General features: G+C 42.4%; 9 protein-coding genes. 6 read left to right on the top strand and 3 right to left on the bottom strand.

Features of this window, described 5'->3' with window-relative positions; genetic code table 11:
- The first annotated feature begins 68 nt into the window (after window positions 1–68).
- From DWX28_RS04635 to DWX28_RS20360, 6 genes are all read left to right on the top strand, one after another.
- Window positions 69–1148: a hypothetical protein gene (locus tag DWX28_RS04635; protein WP_118251993.1), complete on the top strand. Its 1080-nt coding sequence runs from the start codon at window positions 69–71 to the stop codon at window positions 1146–1148.
- 34 nt (window positions 1149–1182) lie between these two features.
- A complete protein-coding gene (locus DWX28_RS04630) occupies window positions 1183–1896 on the top strand; it encodes a hypothetical protein (RefSeq protein WP_118251992.1) in 714 nt (237 codons plus the stop codon).
- A 25-nt stretch (window positions 1897–1921) separates the two neighbouring features.
- Window positions 1922–2884 carry a hypothetical protein gene (locus tag DWX28_RS04625; protein ID WP_118251991.1) on the top strand — a complete coding sequence of 321 codons (963 nt, stop codon included), beginning with the start codon at window positions 1922–1924 and terminating at the stop codon, window positions 2882–2884.
- Between the two features lie 75 nt (window positions 2885–2959).
- Entirely contained in the window at window positions 2960–14521 is an 11562-nt protein-coding gene (locus tag DWX28_RS04620; protein WP_118251990.1) for a hypothetical protein, read from the top strand.
- 291 nt (window positions 14522–14812) lie between these two features.
- Complete coding sequence (locus DWX28_RS20365; protein WP_319638493.1) at window positions 14813–15211, top strand: hypothetical protein; 399 nt, start codon at window positions 14813–14815, stop codon at window positions 15209–15211.
- Window positions 15212–15336: 125 nt separating this feature from the next.
- On the top strand, window positions 15337–15783 hold the full coding sequence (locus DWX28_RS20360) for a hypothetical protein (RefSeq protein WP_319638492.1): 447 nt from the start codon (window positions 15337–15339) through the stop codon (window positions 15781–15783).
- 142 nt (window positions 15784–15925) lie between these two features.
- On the opposite strand, the gene DWX28_RS04610 is transcribed toward DWX28_RS20360, so the two are convergent.
- From DWX28_RS04610 to DWX28_RS04600, 3 genes are read right to left on the bottom strand one after another with little or no spacing between them, the layout of a single operon-like run.
- Window positions 15926–17275 carry a lectin like domain-containing protein gene (locus DWX28_RS04610; protein WP_147342079.1) on the bottom strand — a complete coding sequence of 450 codons (1350 nt, stop codon included), beginning with the start codon at window positions 17273–17275 and terminating at the stop codon, window positions 15926–15928.
- Complete coding sequence (locus tag DWX28_RS04605) at window positions 17226–17579, bottom strand: hypothetical protein (RefSeq protein ID WP_118251988.1); 354 nt, start codon at window positions 17577–17579, stop codon at window positions 17226–17228. The genes DWX28_RS04610 and DWX28_RS04605 overlap by 50 nt, the downstream gene beginning before the upstream one ends.
- Window positions 17576–18217 (bottom strand): C1 family peptidase, encoded by a 642-nt coding sequence (locus DWX28_RS04600; protein WP_022214550.1) that lies wholly within the window; start codon window positions 18215–18217, stop codon window positions 17576–17578. Before DWX28_RS04600 ends, DWX28_RS04605 begins: the two co-directional genes overlap by 4 nt.
- Window positions 18218–18359 lie beyond the last annotated feature (142 nt).

Raw genomic sequence — 18359 nt, 5'->3', positions numbered from 1 at the left:
ATGATACCATAAAACAGAGTATACATTACATAAGAAGAAATTTTGATGATAAATATGGAGGTGTACCGATGGCAGATGGAAATAAAACAGATCAGATTCCAGATGAACTGGAGAATCTGTCGCCGGAAGAACTGCAGGAACGCATACAGGAAGAAAAGAAAAACGCGAAGCGTAGCCTCAGATTTGCATTTACAGCACTGCTTGCAATTGTCGCAGTCTGTATTGCCTGGTTTGTGGCAAATAACCGTGTTACCATGACAGGGACGCAGATTTCTGCGGAGAACACAGTACCGTTTGAACTGGCAAGTATAGGATCAAGGCAGAAGGTCGAAATAGATAAATTGAAGGAAAATAATAAAAATATTCTTTCAGCGGGAACATCAAGTCAAAAGTACGAAAAATATATAGATATATATACGGGAACTGAAGAAACATTAGAAAAAGATCTGAATGGAAATAATCCGGAATTTCATGTAGGTACAAGTGGTCTGGCATGGTATCTTAACGGGCAGGAAAGTCTGGTACCAGGAGCAGGCGGGAAACTGGAATTTTATCTGATACCGAAGAAAAGCGGACTTACATCGGCTGCAGTTAAGTTAAATCTGAAAGGCTATACAGAAGATAACAGCGGAAAAGCAATAGAGTTAGATAATGACAAAATCCAGCGTCTTCTTAATGGACATATCCTCTTTTTTAGACATCTGGATAATGAAAAAGGCTATTATGGCTGGATTGGGGATGAGGAGGAATTAAAATTGAATGCTCCGGGTTCAGAAACAGATAACTCCGCAACATTTACAAAGGACATGCCATATAAGGTGACTTTATACTGGAAATGGCCTCAGTATTTCCGTAATTATATTTATACGGACAGAAGTACACAGGGCGATCTGTTTACGAATGTAGTAGAGCAGAGCGAATATTCAAACCTGAATGATTTTATAAATAAGCAGAAGAATGTAAACAGCAGTAAACTTTTTTACGATGTAGCAGCAACAGATGATACAAAAATTACCGCTGATATAAACAACCAAATGAATGATGATACATTAAATACTTGCAGTAACTATTATAATCAGGCAGATGAGTATATTGGCAAAAATGCAAGATATGTCTATGTGCAGATTCAGGTGGATCCGGCAGACTAGCAGATCAGAACAGTCAGATACAGGGAATGAATAAATGAGTGAAGAAATAGAAATGCAGGATAAACAAACGAAAAAAACAGTGAACAGAAAAAAATTATACTATTCGATCGCAGCACTTGTGGTTGTTGCAGTATTGCTTGTGGGATTTTCATTTGCATGGTTTTTTAATAAGACAGATATGGCAACGCTGATGCCAATAAAAGAACCATCAAACATAACAATCCTGGGACCGAATGGCTCAGAACTGACATCGTTGGATCTGAATTATACAGCTGCAGACAAAAATGGCAATACCGTGACGGTGCGGAGAGTAATCTGTGTGCAGAGTGCAGCAGATAAATTTAAGCTGGAAATTGCACATACAACGAACCTTAAAGGTCTGACATTTAAGCTGTATCCGGTTTCTTCGAATGGAACCGACAGTGGATATACGTACAGTTACAACGCTGCAAATCCAATCGAGGGCACGTATATAAACCTTGACAATGAAAAAACGACAACGGATTATAAATATGCCAATACATCTAAACATAATAACAATTACGGAGATTACCAGAGTGTCCAGACGCATGCAGAACCCTTGTACTGGCTGACCAGTCAGCCCCTGAATGCGGATAAAAGCACAGTGGAGAATCAGGTGATGATTGATGGTGTTCAGAATCACCGTACCTATTATGTTTGCGAGGTAACTTGGACAGAAACAACAAAAGAAACAGATATTTTCTATATTCTGGCACAAACTGCATAAATAAAGCAGGGTAAGAGGTTAGAGAATGAGATTTACAGACAGACCAAAATGGAAAAGAACAGTGCTGGCAGTTATTTGCCTGATCGGTTTGCTTGCAGTTGCAGGAGGCAGTTTTGCAGCATACACCAGTCAGGCTTTTCAGCGTGGTGTGGCACGAAACAGAGATAATGAAACGGTACGTTTTACTTCAAATTATCTGCAGAGTTGTGCTTCTAATGCTGCAGAGAGTTCATATGCGACAAGAATTGTTTCATTTGGGGAAGACAACAAAAACTCAGAGCGATTAGACGTTGAGCTGGATATATATAATTATGTGTATAACTACACAGATGGAAATACAAACCTGATAAGTCAGAGAGATATTACGTATGATCTGACCATTTCATTCAGCGGCGGTGGAGAAAATGGATATAGTATAAGCACGGATGCGGGAACCGTTAGTGGCAGTGGAACAAAATTTCAGGTAAAAGATCTGACTCTGACGGGCCGTACAGCCAGATCTCATAAGTTTAATATACACTTCCCAGTCAGTGATCTGGATCAGGTGAAAATTACAGTGACTGCGGTTCCACGCAATCTGTCTGTAACGAATGGGCAGAAACTGGCAGCAGTGATTTCACCGTGCGTTGGAACGGCAACGGCTACATTCAGTTCAGAGGGGAAATTTGTTTACGATACAAACGCAAATCCGACTGACTATGATGGATTTAATTATGAAATTTCTATTTCAAGTGGTGAGGCAACTGCGGTACTTGAGTGGAATCCTGATGTTTTGGAAATAGATCAGTTTTTCCTGAGTACTAATAATTTAACGCCCTCATCAGGTATAACTCATTCTGGGTGGAAACAGATTACAATGAAGATGGATCAGACAAAAGGAGAAGGTGATTATCTGATTTCATTTTACAAAAATACATCTACCATTCCGGCTACCTGGGATGAAATGAACAGCAATATCAGTTTTACTGCAACACAGATAACGCAGTAACACAAAATCAGATTTGATGACAGATATCTGACGGAAGATCAGATAGCAGATCTTAATTCTGGAGGAGTGAGATTCGTGAAAAAATACAAACAGGTTCTGGCAGCATTTGTGGCAATGAATTTAACAGTATATGTAATGCCGACAGGCATAGTGAAAATCAGTGCCAGCGTAGAAAGTCAGGAAGATAAAAATACAACAGAAACGGCATTGTCAGCAGAATCGGAAAATGCTGCAGCAGGAGAATCAGAAAATACTGTATCTGTAGGGATGACAGAAAATACAGAAGCTGCAACAGCATCAGAAGAGGGTACCAGTGAGTCTGCAGAGACAGAAGACGATACAGATTTTTTCGATACAGATGTGGAAATTACAGAAGACGATACAGACAACAGTGAGGATACTTCTGATATCGACCAATCAGAGATATCTGTTTCAGAAGAAGAGGACATGTTTTCTGATGGAACACAGTCAGGGACGGATTCTGTGGCTGATGTGCAGGAGAAAGAGGTACCGACAGTACAGGCAGCTGTCACCGGAAAGCTGCATCTGGAACAGCTCAAACATTATGATGCAAATACAAAGACGATGACACTCTTTGATGCGACAGATTTGATTTTGCTTTCAAACTGTGATCAGAGCGAAGTACAGAATATTACTGTATTGTTTAACAACTCCGGTGACTGGGATGTTACTGCAAAAGCGAACATAAAAGCAAATACAGACATTTCAGACCATATGAATGGAACGACTGTGGCTGCAGTAAATGATGAAGAGAATCTGCAGGAGGCTGTTGCCGAGACCGAGAGCACAGAGTCGGTGGAAATACAGAATAATGGCGAAGAGACAGATACAGAGATTCAGAATGTAACAGAAGCAGAGCTGGAAGATACTGCAGATGAACAGAACATTACAGAATCTTCATCTGCAGCCTCTGCAAATGAAGATTCTGAGGGGGCAGGAGAGGCACTTGAGACATCAGAAACATTTATTACGCAGCAGGAATACTCATATCAGGGAATTGGTGATGCAACGAATCCTTTCCAGGGAAAGATTTCAGGAACAGCTCCTGCGACCTTGAGAGTAGATCATAGCTTTTTTGGAGGCCTGTCATCAATTGCAACGGTTGGGATGTATTATAATGCGAGCCTGACGATTACCTGGTGCGGGGATGGTTCGATGCCGATGATGGCGGAGGTATATCAGTTTGATACAATGTCAGATGGTTCGACATCACATGTATTGCCGGTCAAAGTGAATGGTGCTTCTTCAGCAACGATGGGAAGTCTGCTTGGAACAGTACAGGGAGTTGCAGGACATACATTAAATATTGGATCAGGTATTACTTATGGAACTAATATCAACGCAACTTCTGCGACTGGAAATACAGGTTTGATCTGTAACACTCTGAGCAGTGGAACAATTTGCATTCAGGATGGTTATACGTATCCAAATGGTTCGACAGAGAATAAGGTAAGTATCACATCAGCGGCAGGAAGTGCCGGTGGTGTTGTTGGTGTGATGGAAAACGGAACAGAGCTTGACATAGAAACAACTCTTAGATTTGATAATGTGACAGTGACTGCAACTGCAACTGCCGGAAATGCCGGTGGCCTGGCAGGCAAACTGAGTGATAACGCAGTGATCAATATAAAACAGAATCTTAGCTTTAGTAATACTGTAACAATTGAAGGATCTGCGAATGCCGGTGGCCTGACTGGAGTAATGGCGAATGAGGGTGCCAAAGCGAATAATGGTGCCAAAATCATAACATCTGCCGGTGCGGCAGTTAATTTTGAGTCGACAACAGTTAGCTCCAGTGCAGGGGCAGCCGGTGGACTGGCAGGAACCATGGCGTTCGATACAAAGCTTCAAACAGATGGTACTGCTGCAATTACACTTACTTCTATGACGATTGAAGGAGGTACTGCGGCTGGTGGTGTATCCGGCAAAGTAGATAACGTTACTTCAGAGAATCTGAATGGGAATGTTACAGTAGCTGAACCATCTGTAGGTGGAAGCAAGAGTGGTGCACAGGCTGGTGGATTTATCGGAAATTATACACTAAATAAGGAGGTTGTCAAAAATGATCAGACATTGCCGGATAAGGTGGTAATTAATGAACCAACGGTATTCGTGCATGGTATTCAAAGCCCTGGTGGAGGAAATGCCGGTGGATATTTTGGCATTTTGAATCTGCAGGGAGCAATTCAATACACAATCGGAAACAGTGAGGAAAATAATAAATTTGAATTTCAGTCAACCTATAAAAAAAAAGGTGGAAACGCAGAAGGATATGGAGCCATAGCAGGACAGCTGACGACATCTGCAAAAGAAAGTACATTACTGATTCAGAATTTTAAGGTTACCTCTAATTTTACTTCGGGTTCTGATAGACCAAGGTATCACGGTGGATTGATTGGAAGAACGGGTGATGACACAGAAAGTAAGGCTACTTATCTTGAAGTAAAAAATGTGGAGGTGACGATATCACTTCCGCATGCAGGTGAATATTTTGGAGGGATTACAGCCTATTTGACTAAAAAAAGTATCCTCAAGGCAGAGGATGTAACTGTATCGACGAATGGAAGTGACAGCAGCCTGTGGGAAGGTGCTGGTATTTTAGGATATGCCGGTCAGGGGAGTGTACTGGAATTATCAGGAATTACAGATCTTACAGATGTGAAATTTCAGGGAAGATATCAGGTAGCACAGATAGTAAGATATAATAACTGTGGACTGATCTATGCAACAGGGGATGGAAATGGAAAGGGATGGACATATAAGCGAAGTGATTTTACCAGCTACAGTTCGGCAGTGAACGACATCGGAAATTACGGACAGATTATTCGCCTGAATGCAGACAATACTTCAACAACCGGACTCAGCAGCAATTTGATTACGATAACCGAAGAGCATCAGGTCAAATTGGGCAAGACTGAGAATTGGAGTGATGCTATCAGCCTTTCTTCTGCGGACGATTTCGCATTATTGTCTATAGCGATGAATTCCAGAGGATATTTCAGTGCAGATTCCAGTATTACAAATTCTAACTGGATAAATCTTTATGCAAAAAACATCACACTTACAGCAGATATAGATTTAAGTGGTACAGGAATAACCGGACTGAGTCGTGACGCGGGAGATGAAACTGTATACACAGGGACTTTTTCTGGTGGAACTGATAAACATACACTGACTCTTGGAATTGGTGAAACATTTGGCCATCAAAAAGCTCAGGCTGCTGGTGAGGGAGCAGAAGGTTGCGGAAAAGTATATGCTTATGGAGATTTTCACAAGTGCCAGGGGCTTTTTGCGAAGGTCCGGTCATCTGCAAGTGGAGGATTCAATAATCTTGTTCTTGCAGGGAAGATTCATGTGAGTAACGCAGGAAACGCAATAGAGGCTGGAGGTATTGCTGCGGAAGCTGATGGGGTTGATACTGCTTATGCGATTACCCAGGGCATCATTGTACAGGAAACAATTTTGGCAGACGCCCCAAACGGCAGCAATAGTGTATCTGTTGGCGGATTTTTTGGAACTGCGACTGGAAATCTGACTTTGGACAATAAGACTCAAGGTTCTTCGACGATTACAATTCAAAATGTGGCAGAAGCAGCTGAGACAAGAGTATTTGCCGGTGGAGTGATCGGACGAGTTGATAGCGTAACATTCAAGCTGAGATGTAAGAGCCTGACAGTCGGCGGTGGAATCACCAGTGATGCAAAGGAGTATGCCTATGTAGGTGGTCTTGTTGGAATTATTAAAAATGCGAACAGTACACGAGATGCAAATCATTGGATGGAAATAAAAAATGTGACATTTGATGGATTTAAGATAGATGCTCCAAATGCGACAAAGATGTGTGGAGGACTGTTTGGCAGTATCTGGAGTCATGTTGGCGTTTATTTCATGGGAGAAAATGACAATAATGATGGAACGGATACCAAGCTGACGGTGCAAAGTGCTGAGATCAATGCTCCGAAGGCAGAGAATGTAGGGGGGCTGGCATATCGTTCCAGTGGAATCTGGGAAATCCGTTCTTATGGAATTGATATGCAAAATCTGAAGATTCAGGCAGGCAAAAATGTTGGATTGCTGGTGTGCCGCGGAGAAAAAGGAACAGAAAAAATAGATGGCACGAACACAGAGCTTGGGGCACTGTATCTGAATACGACAAAGTATTGGGATGATGGAACTAAATTTGCGTATAGAATTGGTTTTGGGGTAGATATCAATGTAACCACTTCTGGTGCATTTGATGAATTTGTAGCTTATACAGCTGCATCGGCAGATTCAATTACAAAAAATGGTGAAAACGGGGTTGTTTCTATTGCGACCAAGGCGAGTGGAGCAGATAATTGGGTTGGTGTAGATGCAGAAGAATGCACGACTTATATAAACCGGACCGCATATGGACAGCAGCATCAGACAAATGGATGTAGTCGTTACTATTATGATTTGAAGAGGTGTATCGATAAGGCAAACAAAGACAGTAAGAAGTTTGATGGGTATATAGATACTTCGGAAGAACTTCTTCTGTGGAGTGTATACCGTTATACATGGACGAATATCAGCTATTTTTTCAACAAAGAGGGTAATAAGTACAACATTTCAGATATAACGAAAAGTACTACAATCGGTGGTGCATCAGAAAAGATTACGTTGGATATGAAGAAGTACAGTTATTATCCGATTGATCTGGATAGTAGCATTACAGTGCAGAATGCCATTATAAAATTTCACAATGAGGAAATTGAAGGATTTGAAAACAGTAAAACCAATAAGTCTACTGCGGCAGACAGCGATGCATCACGTACACAGCATTACACGATGCACTGTGGGCTGTTTTTGAATCATTTAAATGATTCTGATGCTAAAATGACAGTGAATGTTAGCGATGTTACTTTTTCAGGAAGTGTTGGAAAAGTAAATAACAACAGTGGTTCGGGTGTGTTATTTGCAGGAAATGTACGTGGAAACAAGAAAGAGAATGCAACGTGTGAAGCTGAGGTAACGATAGATGATATTTGTTTTGAAAATCTGAAGGTTACGAATTGTAGAGCAGATTATGCACCGCTTCTGATTAATACAATTGGAAATTATACAACACTGACTGTGAATGGAATAACGAATAGTTATGAGTCCAAAAACGCGGTAGCTTCCAGTCTGATCGGAAACGTGGGATCTGCGGATGGAGTACAGATTAATCTGTCTTTCCTGAATATTTCTCTTCCGGATCATGCCGTCGGAGAGGGAGGAATCTTTACACATGCCACTTTATTAGAATCATTTAAACATAATGGTTCTTCTTCTGTTGCAACTTACAACTTTTATCAGGCAGATGACAGAGAGAACGGCAGTTATAAACATAGAAATGTGACCTATGGAAAGGAAATATCTGCTTCCTCAGAGTACACAAATCTGCAGAATTGGTATTATGATGAAAAACTGCATGGAACGGATGATGGAATCATAAAAGATGGCACGAATAAGAATAGTGTGGATTTTTCCGGATATCTTCCATATGTGTGTGCAGGATATAATGAAACCCAGCTGGCACATGAAATAAAAGTTAACCAGCGAGTTGCAGACATAGTAAAAGGATGTGGAACTTACGGACATCCGTATAATATCACGACAGAAGGTCAGATGATGATCATCTCAGAATATCTGTCGACTGGTATGGCACGTAAGGACTGGAGAGTTACGATCACCAGTAATCAGAACGCTTTCTGTACAGGACAGAATGATAGCACATATGATGTAACGTATCAGTTTAATGGCTCACAGTGGAAGCAGGTACGGAATATAAGAACGCAGAATGCGTCGGTATGGGAAGAAGTGCCGGACGCAGAACCACTGGAGAATGAAGTAATCCTGCAGTATATGCTGAACGCATATTATGATATTGTAGGAACAAAGCAGAACGATGGCACATATCAGATGAGTCTGACGAACTTCGGAGGCTTTGGTTCAAATGATACATGGCCGTTCCGTGGTGTGCTTACCAGTACAAATGAAAGTGGCACTAAGCTGGTACTGGAAGGTGCCACTACAGGAAATGGTCTGATTCCGTACAGTTATGGTAGTGTAGTAAAAAATCTGACAGTTTCTTATGAGGGAACTGGAAAGACCCTGACGTATGATGGAACGAAAACCTCAGATTATTATCAGAATGCATGTTTTGGCGGTGTGATTGGCTGTGTCCTTGGCGGGGATAACATTATTGACAATGTGTCGATAACAATGGTGGATAGTTGGCTGACTGTCACAGGAACGAAGAAACATCTGATCCCAGTAGGCGGTTATGTTGGTTCTGTCTGCGGTGGAGGTGTGATCTTCCGCGGAATGGGAAACGGTACATCTGCAAAGACAGGACTGACTGATACAATGCTTTCAGGTGATGCGGTTTCTGTGGATGCCAGTGCGAAAAAGAGCATGTATGTCAATCCGTATGTAGGACGTGTACTGGATGGATTTGCGTTCAATGAATCTGGCATTGTGCTTGATAATACAGACAAGAATTATAAGATCAACCAGCTTGATACAGATAATACAGGAAGTATCAGTACAACGATCAGTACAACGGGAACAACTACGACTGTAAAAGACGCACAGGGACTGTTGCTTTTGTCAGCAGCTGTCAACAGTGGTGCTGTGTCTGGTGGAAGCAGCAACGCTTACAGTACACAGACAAATGGTGGAAACAAGACGGCAGGAACATACGAGTTTCAGTTTGGTGGTAAGTATGGAAAGGTAAGGAAGGCATCCTACAGTCACATTGGAAAAACAGGAACCGATGGGGATGAGAACTTGGCAAAATCAGATGACCAGAGCATACCTGGAACAACGAATCTGCCATATCTGCTCAGCAAGTATGGAAATGAAGACAGCTTTAAGATCTGCAGTGCATCTGCAACTATTAATCTGCAACAGGGAAATTATGACATGACTGCTTATGGAAGTGGGTATCAGGGAATTGCTGCAAGATATGTTTCGAATGCGATTGTGAATGCGACGGTTTCTGATGCAAAAGGCATTGTACCGGAATTAGCGAGTATGGATGGAAGTGGAAGTGCTCTGATTCTGGATACAACTGTAAAAGAATACGCGGATGACGATTTCCATTCTGCATCCATCGGTGGAGTATTTAATTTACTTAGACCTGGAAAGACGACAACCATCAGCAATCTGACACTTCAGGGAAGTAATTCAACTGGAACGGTATCTGGCGGAGTGGCATTGAAATATTACACCGCTGAGGGCGAGGAAATAGAGAGTCCTTCTGATGATTGGAATACCTATAAGAGCAATGTGGGAGTAGGTGGCTTTGCCGGTACGACTGCCAGTATTTCTGCCAGTGAAAGTACCAGTACGGCAAATATTAAATTTGATCAGGTAACTGTTCGGAATATGCACATAAAGGGATCTGTTGATGCAGGAGGACTGCTTGGCAGTTCTGGAAAATCAGCTCCGACGACAAAACCTGTCGGCTATACAGCAAGCAAGAATATTGCCTGCCTGTTAGAACCAACGATGAACAACAGGACTTCTGTGGGAGTACAGATAACAAATTCCCAGTATAACAATATTGTGGTTGAAGCTGCGAATTCCGCCGGTGGTTTTGTGGGATATGTGGACAGCCAGGATAAGACCAGTGTTATCAGCTCCCTGAACATAACACAGCAAAACTACGTTGTCGGACGGAGTTCAAAGATTGGGAAAGCTGACAATACAACTACATATGCCGGAGGCACTTTTGGATATATAAGGACACAGATAAAAATCAATACGGATGAGAACACGGATGAAGCTGTGATGCAGGGAGTTACGAGTGAGGCAGGTGAGTGTGCCGGCGGCTTTATTGGAAAAATTGATAATAAGGGATATCAGATCCGTAAAGCGGTGGTGAAAGGAAGCGATGCGGAACCGAATGGAATTATATCTGTGAAATCAAGAACCGGCTATGCCGGTGGTCTTGTAGGAAGGGCAAATGGGAGGACTGATGATTCATGTGAATTTCAGAATTGCCGGGCAGATACTATTGCCATAAATGTTAGCGATTTGAGAGGCGTCGAAAGTACTAGCGGCGGCGATGGCGGAATTGTGGGGCGAATTCAGGGGGCTGAGGTCACAATCAGTGACTGCGAGGTACAGAAAACTTCCATAACAGGCGGAAAGTCAGGAGGAGTAGTAGGAAATACCGCAGTAACGGTAAAGTTACAGAATTGTGTGGTAAATGGAACTGAAGATCAAAAGTATGAAATAACCGGAGAAGAAACCGCAGGCGGTATGATTGGATTATCTACTGCTCCTAATAAAAAAATCCAAATGAAACAGTGTGAAGTCAGCAACATGAAAATGATTTCCAACAAATGGGGATGTGGCGGCATGCTGGGAGATGTAGACTGGGCGGCGAATCTGGATACACTGTATTTGTTTGACTGTGCAGTAGAAGATTCTGAAATTCAGGGTACTACAAACGATACAACTGCGGGAGGTTTTACTGGCGATATTCGAGGAAATCTGACGGCGTCAAATTTATTATTGAACAATACAAGTATTCATTGTACTCAGTCAAATAAAGTTGGTATGGTAATCGGTCTTGTTGACAGCAAAACGGGAGCAATATCGGTAGCAGGTCTGAGTATTCAGAACGCAGAGGCATATTATGAAAATGCTGGGAAAAAGAATTCCGTAACACAGTTGTACGGTGTAATCAACAATGACTCAAGTGTTGCAAATACAATAAAGAACAAAAGTTATATAGCCTTTGCTGATTATTCTGGTGCAGCATTGGGTGCACAGTCTGTTGGAGATGGAAAAACAGATAAACTGCTGGCAATTCCTGAAAAAACGAATGATACAGATACGGCAGAAATACCTGTGAAACCATATGTGGTGACAAGCCCAAAAAGTACAGCATATGTTTCAACAAAAGGAACTGCTACGACTCCGGCAAAACAGTTTTACCTTTATGGAGACGGGGCGTCCTGGAAAACAAACGGATCGAATTTTACAGTAAAGGCTGAAGAAATTTACAACGACTATAATAATACTGGTTCAGCAAATGCCGGTCTGTACAAATACGCGGATACAGGTATAACTACATTTGAATTCAGTAAGATGATTTCTACATACAATGCGAATCAGTCAACAAAAGCGAACTCTGATTTTCCGGTACTGCAGATTACAGGAAACGATGCGACAGAAATTTCAAAATATCTGGATATTGTTACAAATGGAGGATTCTCAAGGGCGAATGCATTAAACACTTCCGAGAATGCACATGTTACAGCAAGAGCAGATGTATACAGCTATGATACGACAAGCAGAAAATTTATAAGAAAGCCATCGGAAACTTCTTCACTTCGAATATCCAGAAACAGTACCGGAGCACTCAGCTTCAATACCAGTTCAGAATATGATAATACACGGGATCGTTTTACTCTTCTGATGGTGACATTTACAGAAACAGATATAAATGGAACAGTCCACAAATATAATGTGATGGTTCCGGTTGTTGTTCGCCGTATGCTGGAGCTGGATTTTTCAGCGACATTAAGTTATGGAACAAACTTCCAAAGCAGTACATATGAAAGTCTGGAAAGGCATGTCCTGGAAAGTTTCGGAAGTTCGATCACAGCTTATCTGAAATACACATATAACAGTGAGAAAGAAACATTTACAGATTATGGCTGGCAGAGTTACATTAACGGTGGTGGTGACGTAACCGAATCATTGGATAAGAAGATCGTATTTTCTCAGGGAACAGATGTAAAGCTTCCAGCAGGGACACAGTTATCTCTGGTGGATTGTACAAATGGTAAGGTATATTATTATAGAGTTCCGGATAACTCAAGTCTTACAGTCGCTGAGGCGAATAAAATTGCAATGAGTGAATTCAGGGCTTCAGATAGAACAGCGTACCAGGCACCAAGTATTGGAGAACTGATGGGAGCTGTTGCAGAATCGTCAGAGAATGGCACGTTTATAAAAGTGGATCAGAATGGAAAACCAGAAGATATAGAAGTTTCTGATGGAAGAAAATATCCGAAACCAACAGTTAAGATCAAGAACCAAGACGGAACATATTCTTATTACAGACTGGCACAGGGAACAGAAACCGGAGGATATAACATTAAAGTTGCGGACAGCAGTTTAAAAACCGGAACAAAGAGCGCGGTTTCAGAGGAATATTATCTTGTGGTTACCGTTCCAAAAGGTACGAACAGTGGACTGCTGAATGGCTCTATACAGACAGAAGTAACAGACAAAATTCCTCACAATATTAACTACCGAACGAAAAAAAAAGGTAATTGGACGGAGGATGATCATGGAGGTACTGCAAGTACATACGTTATTTCAAGCGGATATACGCACAGTGTAAAAGAAGAAAATATAACTGATCTGGCAAAGAAAATATCAGCTTCGGACTCGACTATGAAGGTAGATGTGGTGGATACAATCATGTTTCCAAATACACAGACGTATAACTCATATGATGAATTATATCAGAGGTTCGTGGGTGGCATACAAAATACGGTAAATGGAAAGACTCTGGGTCAACAGTTCCCAAGTGGATCATCCGGAACTGCAAAGTTCTATGTTTATACAGGAAGCGGAACTTCCAGAGTATACTATCAATATACAAATGGTTCATGGAGTGTAGCTTCAGGAGAAACGTCAGCTACGGAATATGCGTGGGTTTCAAATAACGGAACTATGGAATTACCGTTATCAACAGATGGTACGATTGAGAATGCAATCAGTCTTCAGGGAGTGCGTGATCGGGTAAAGGGAACTGCTGGTAGTAGTACTTTTTATGTGGAACTTAAGATGGATGTAAATATTCCAACGTCGGGTCTGAATGCGATTCCGGAGTCAAAGATTGAAGATGGCAAGAGTTTACCGACAGACTTTACAAAGCTGACATATTCCTCACAGCTTTCCACAGAAAAACAGAGTATTACGTACAGTACAAACCGTGCTTTGGCACCAGGTACGCGGACTGCATATTACAGGGATGCTCCGGTAGGCGCAAAACTTACTTATGAAGCAGACCAGATCAGCCAGCTGGGTATCAACTTATTGGATCTTCAGTATCTGGATGCTTCTCAGGAAAGTTCACTGATAGATACGACAGCTGTTTATGATTTGTCAGCAATGAAGGACCTAGACAAAGAACTGCAAAATTCCAGAGGTATCAGATTTACATTAAGTTTGATGCCAAAGAATACATCTGGATCACTGGAAGAATATCAGAATGCGCTGGCAGATGCGAAGGATTATCTGGATGTGGAACTGAAATCAAAGGATTCTGGTACCGTTGAATATACTGTTGGAACAAATGGAGAAGCAGGAAGCTGGTCATGGACTGTTCCAAAGGAGACGTACTGGAAAGATGATAATGTAAGGACTGATTCTGTCTTTAATGGAAACATTTTAACACAGGCAATTCGGCTCAAAGTAAAAATAGACAATGTCGAAGACAAGAGTCATATGTATTCTAATTACAAGGTCTTTCTTCAGGCCGAAGTTTTAGGAAGCAGTGCAACTACTGTAGTGAGCGGCACACAACAGGACGATAACATCATCTATACTCTTGCAAAGATTAAACCCGAATTTCTCCAGTAGGGATGGTGTTTTCTGGCATTTTCCCTGTCACGCGTGGTTGATTCCATGCGGGACGTTTAACAAACCCTCCCCGTTTCCGGGACTGTCACAACATGACAGTCCCGGAAACGGGGAGGGTTTTGGTTAAGTCTGTCGAATGATTTTTCTTGCTGTATAAGTACATATCGTGCTACACTGATTATATCTTAAATTCTAAGCCCGTCAGGGCATTCTTATATGTTTCAGTTCTGAAACAGAAATCCAACAAAGCAAAAATCTATTAAAATTGCCCAAACGAAAGGAAGCCTGCTTATGCAAACAAAACTTCAGCAGTATTTTCCCATGCTCAGAAGCAGGGAAGAAATTTTGAGAGAAATTGATGCGACCGTGAAACTTACAGAAAAATTTTACAGCTGGAGGGAGGCGCAGAGACAGGAATTTCTGGATTTCTGTACAGGAGTGCGTGGAATCAAGATGCTGTATGATTCGTTTTTTAAGGAGATTATAAATCCGGGAACCGTACCGGAGAGACTGGAAGAATTTCTCAGTATTCTGTTGAATCGAAAAGTGAAAATTGTAGATGTACTGCTGGGAGATTCCACCAGGCTTGCGGACGAGCAGTCACTGCTGATCATGGATATCCTGGTACGTTTTGAGGATGGGACATACTGCAATGTAGAGGTACAGAAGATTGGATATGCCTTTCCGTGAGAGCGGTGTGCGTGTTATTCCTCAGATCTGTTGCTCCGCCAGTACAAAAAAGCCCGGTAGTTTTTCAGAAATATGCGGATAATTATATTCATACCTTTACGCAGCAGTCAGATACAGGATTGGAGATGGATTTACTGCAAAAATATATTTTTATTCCTCTTGACATCTTTAAAGAAAATGTAGAAAATAAAGGTATCAAGAACAAAATGGACGGATGGCTGACATTTCTGGGTATGGATGAACCGGAGAAGATCATAGAACTGATTAATACTTACCCGGAATTCAGGGAGATGTATGAGCATGTGTATTACATATGCCGGAATGTGGAGGATGTTATGGGGATATTTTCGGAAGAACTGAGAATCATGAATCGTAATACTGTGAGATATATGGTAGATGAAATGCAGGAGACGATAGACGAGCAGAAGGAAATGATAGTGGGACAGCAAGAACAGTTGAAGAAGAAGGACAGCGAGATGCAGAAAATGATATTGGAAAAGGACGAAAAGATGAAAGAAAAAGAACACATTATTGAAGAACTGAAAAAACAGATCGCATTGCTTCAAAAATGAATATCAGCCGGGACGGGGTGTGGTTCACTTCCCGTCCCACATGGCTGAGCTACAACCGAATCTTAAACCAATATCTCAACTAAAACCTCCCCGCTTCGGATCTGCCGTAAATGGCAGTATTCCTGAACGGGGAGGTTTGCTGTTAAAATTTCTTAATAATAACGCTTTTTGATTTCTTACGCAGAAGCCGATTATAAGCAGAATACTTTGCCTTCGGGACGCGGACGGTCATTTGCTTTACGCCCTGGTCAATTTTGGATGAAACGGCTTTGAGTTTTTGGCTTTTGATTGTGATGACGCATTTTGCTTTTACATTCCGGAATGCCTGGGAACCGATGCGTGTCAGTCCGGTACCGATCGTGACGGCTTTCAGATTTTTGCAGTTATAGAAAGCCTGGCTTCCGATGGCAGAAACATTATGTCCGATCACAACGCTGGAAAGATTCTTCTTGTTGGCAAAGGCCTTGCTCCATACAGAAGTTACCTTGTAGGTGACGCCTGCATATTTGATGGTGAGTGGTATGACAGCCTTGCCAAGGCGACTGTTGGAAGTTCCATAGCAGGTGACGGTCTGCCTGCCGGTTACACGGTAGATCAGAGAAGAAGCTGTATAACTCAGGCTCCATTGTGCGTACAAAGTGATGTTCTGTTTGATCTTAAAGGTCTGTCCCGGTAAGTAACGTGTACCTTTTCCATCGGCTCTGGTATTCCAGCCGGTGAAGAAACGGGAAGTGCAGTAAGGTGCTTTCTGAACTTTGACATTTCGTCCGGAAGTGTATTTGGTCTTATCAGAAGGAAGACTTCCTACACTGAGCCGGGTATTTTTGACATATTTTACCTGGTAGGTACGCGGTTTCGGAGTGGCGGTCGGTTTCGGAGTGGCGGTCGGTTTTGGAGTAGCAGTCGGAGTTACAGTAACGGTTGGTGTCGGAGAAACAGTCGGAACAAAAGTTACAGTCTTCGTATGCGCCTTAATCGAAAAGCAATACGGATCTGCAAGCTTCCCAACATCAATCCAGGAAGATCCATTTCTGGAATAAAAGCTCTGGTTCGGGCTGGTGTCGGCAGAAACGGTGATCCAGCCGAGGTCTTGAGATTTTTCCACATAGTAGGAAACCGGGTTTCCGGTCACGGTGATGACAACGGAATACTGAGAACCCGGGGCAAGCAGAACCGGTTCCGGAAGGGGGATGGTATCAATTCCGGCGAGTGCCTGTGTGTATTCAAAAGGCTCTGCATAGGCAGGTGTTCCGCTGACCGGATTGGATGGATTTTTCAGATCTGTGTAGACCTGAATCTGGTAGGATGTATAATCGTTTTTGGAAGCGGTTACGATCTCACCGAGTTCTTCATAGCTTCCATTTCCGGCTTTTGCGGTAAAAATATTGGCAACAGAGTAACCGGCCGGGAGATTAAGGCTGGCGGTGCTGGCAGTGACTCCGTCATTTTTCTTTTTTGTAATTGTCGTCCCACCCAATAAGAGTAACTGCATGATTAACCACACCGTCAAAAGGATAGCAGGAGGCGGCGGTGTCAGGGCAGTAGTATTTTCCGGAATTATCCATATAGATCATGGTGGAAACAGAACCGTACTCTGAAATCAGGAGTTTGACTCTGTCTGCGTCATAAGCGGAAAAAACAGCATCTTCAAGATAGACAGAAGTATCATAGGCAAGGCTGCTGTCCGGGATCATGGAAGAAGAAAGGTCGCGGATGTGAGAGTTGTCCGTGGGAAGCGGAACCTGATCTTCTGTAGCCATGCCGGACCAGGTACTCAGGAAAAAGGAAGCGATCATGCCATTTCCACCGTTATGATAATTGGTCTGGTGGATAAAATGGTCATCTGGGGTGTTTCCGCTGTGGAGAGCAGACTGAAAGCCCAGCAGATGCCAAAAGGGTTCTGGTTTTTGACGGAAGTTATGAGGTTCTGTTCTCTGGAATCGTAACTTTCAGGAAAAATATCGCAGAGAGAGACCGAAAAATCACTGTTTACCTCTTCTTCTGGGGTAAAGGTGGTCAAAGTCTGCATCGGCGCGAGCTGTGCCTGTCGTTCCTCTTCTGTCATAGGACGGCCGAGAATGTAATCCAGGTTTTCGGCTGTTTCGTCGGAATCTCCGGATGTGAACGTATCCTCATCTTCTGTCTGAGAGGAAGCAGGGGATTCGTTTTCAATGGAAGTGCCAGAGGAATCCTGTGAAATATCCGGGATGTCTGTGTCAGGCGCTGCTTCAGCAGAAGCGTCTGTGTTTTCGTCTATATCTTCCAGACTGATGTCTGTATCCGAAGAAGTCACCTCTTCGTCAGAAGAAATAAAGTCAATATCAGTGGACTGTGCAGAAACAGTCTGAACGGCAGGAGTGAAACTTCCTGCCAGAACAGCGGCAGAGAGAATCACAGAAAGACTGCGCAGGAATCGGGGTGTTTTTTTCCTCATTAAAAATCCTCCTGTTAACTTGACAGATCAGGAAAGTGCCTGACTGCATTTTTTAACGAATCAAGTAAGTCCCCTACAGGGTTGCGAAGAGCAATGTGGGGACTTGCATATAATTATCATAACATGAAAAAATGCCCCGGAC

Origin of the sequence: Blautia sp. AF19-10LB (assembly GCF_003461245.1) — a bacterium.
GTDB classification, from domain to species: domain Bacteria; phylum Bacillota; class Clostridia; order Lachnospirales; family Lachnospiraceae; genus Blautia_A; species Blautia_A intestinihominis.
Note: the sequence above shows the minus strand (reverse complement) of the source record. Positions and strands in the feature narration are given on the sequence as shown.

Coding starts and splice junctions, on each gene's coding strand:
- DWX28_RS04635 (WP_118251993.1), top strand. CDS start 69: ATGGCAGATGGAAATAAAACAGATCAGATTCCAGATGAACTGGAGAAT.
- DWX28_RS04630 (WP_118251992.1), top strand. CDS start 1,183: ATGAGTGAAGAAATAGAAATGCAGGATAAACAAACGAAAAAAACAGTG.
- DWX28_RS04625 (WP_118251991.1), top strand. CDS start 1,922: ATGAGATTTACAGACAGACCAAAATGGAAAAGAACAGTGCTGGCAGTT.
- DWX28_RS20365 (WP_319638493.1), top strand. CDS start 14,813: ATGCAAACAAAACTTCAGCAGTATTTTCCCATGCTCAGAAGCAGGGAA.
- DWX28_RS20360 (WP_319638492.1), top strand. CDS start 15,337: ATGGATTTACTGCAAAAATATATTTTTATTCCTCTTGACATCTTTAAA.
- DWX28_RS04610 (WP_147342079.1), bottom strand. CDS start 17,275: ATGCAGTTACTCTTATTGGGTGGGACGACAATTACAAAAAAGAAAAAT.
- DWX28_RS04605 (WP_118251988.1), bottom strand. CDS start 17,579: ATGATCGCTTCCTTTTTCCTGAGTACCTGGTCCGGCATGGCTACAGAA.
- DWX28_RS04600 (WP_022214550.1), bottom strand. CDS start 18,217: ATGAGGAAAAAAACACCCCGATTCCTGCGCAGTCTTTCTGTGATTCTC.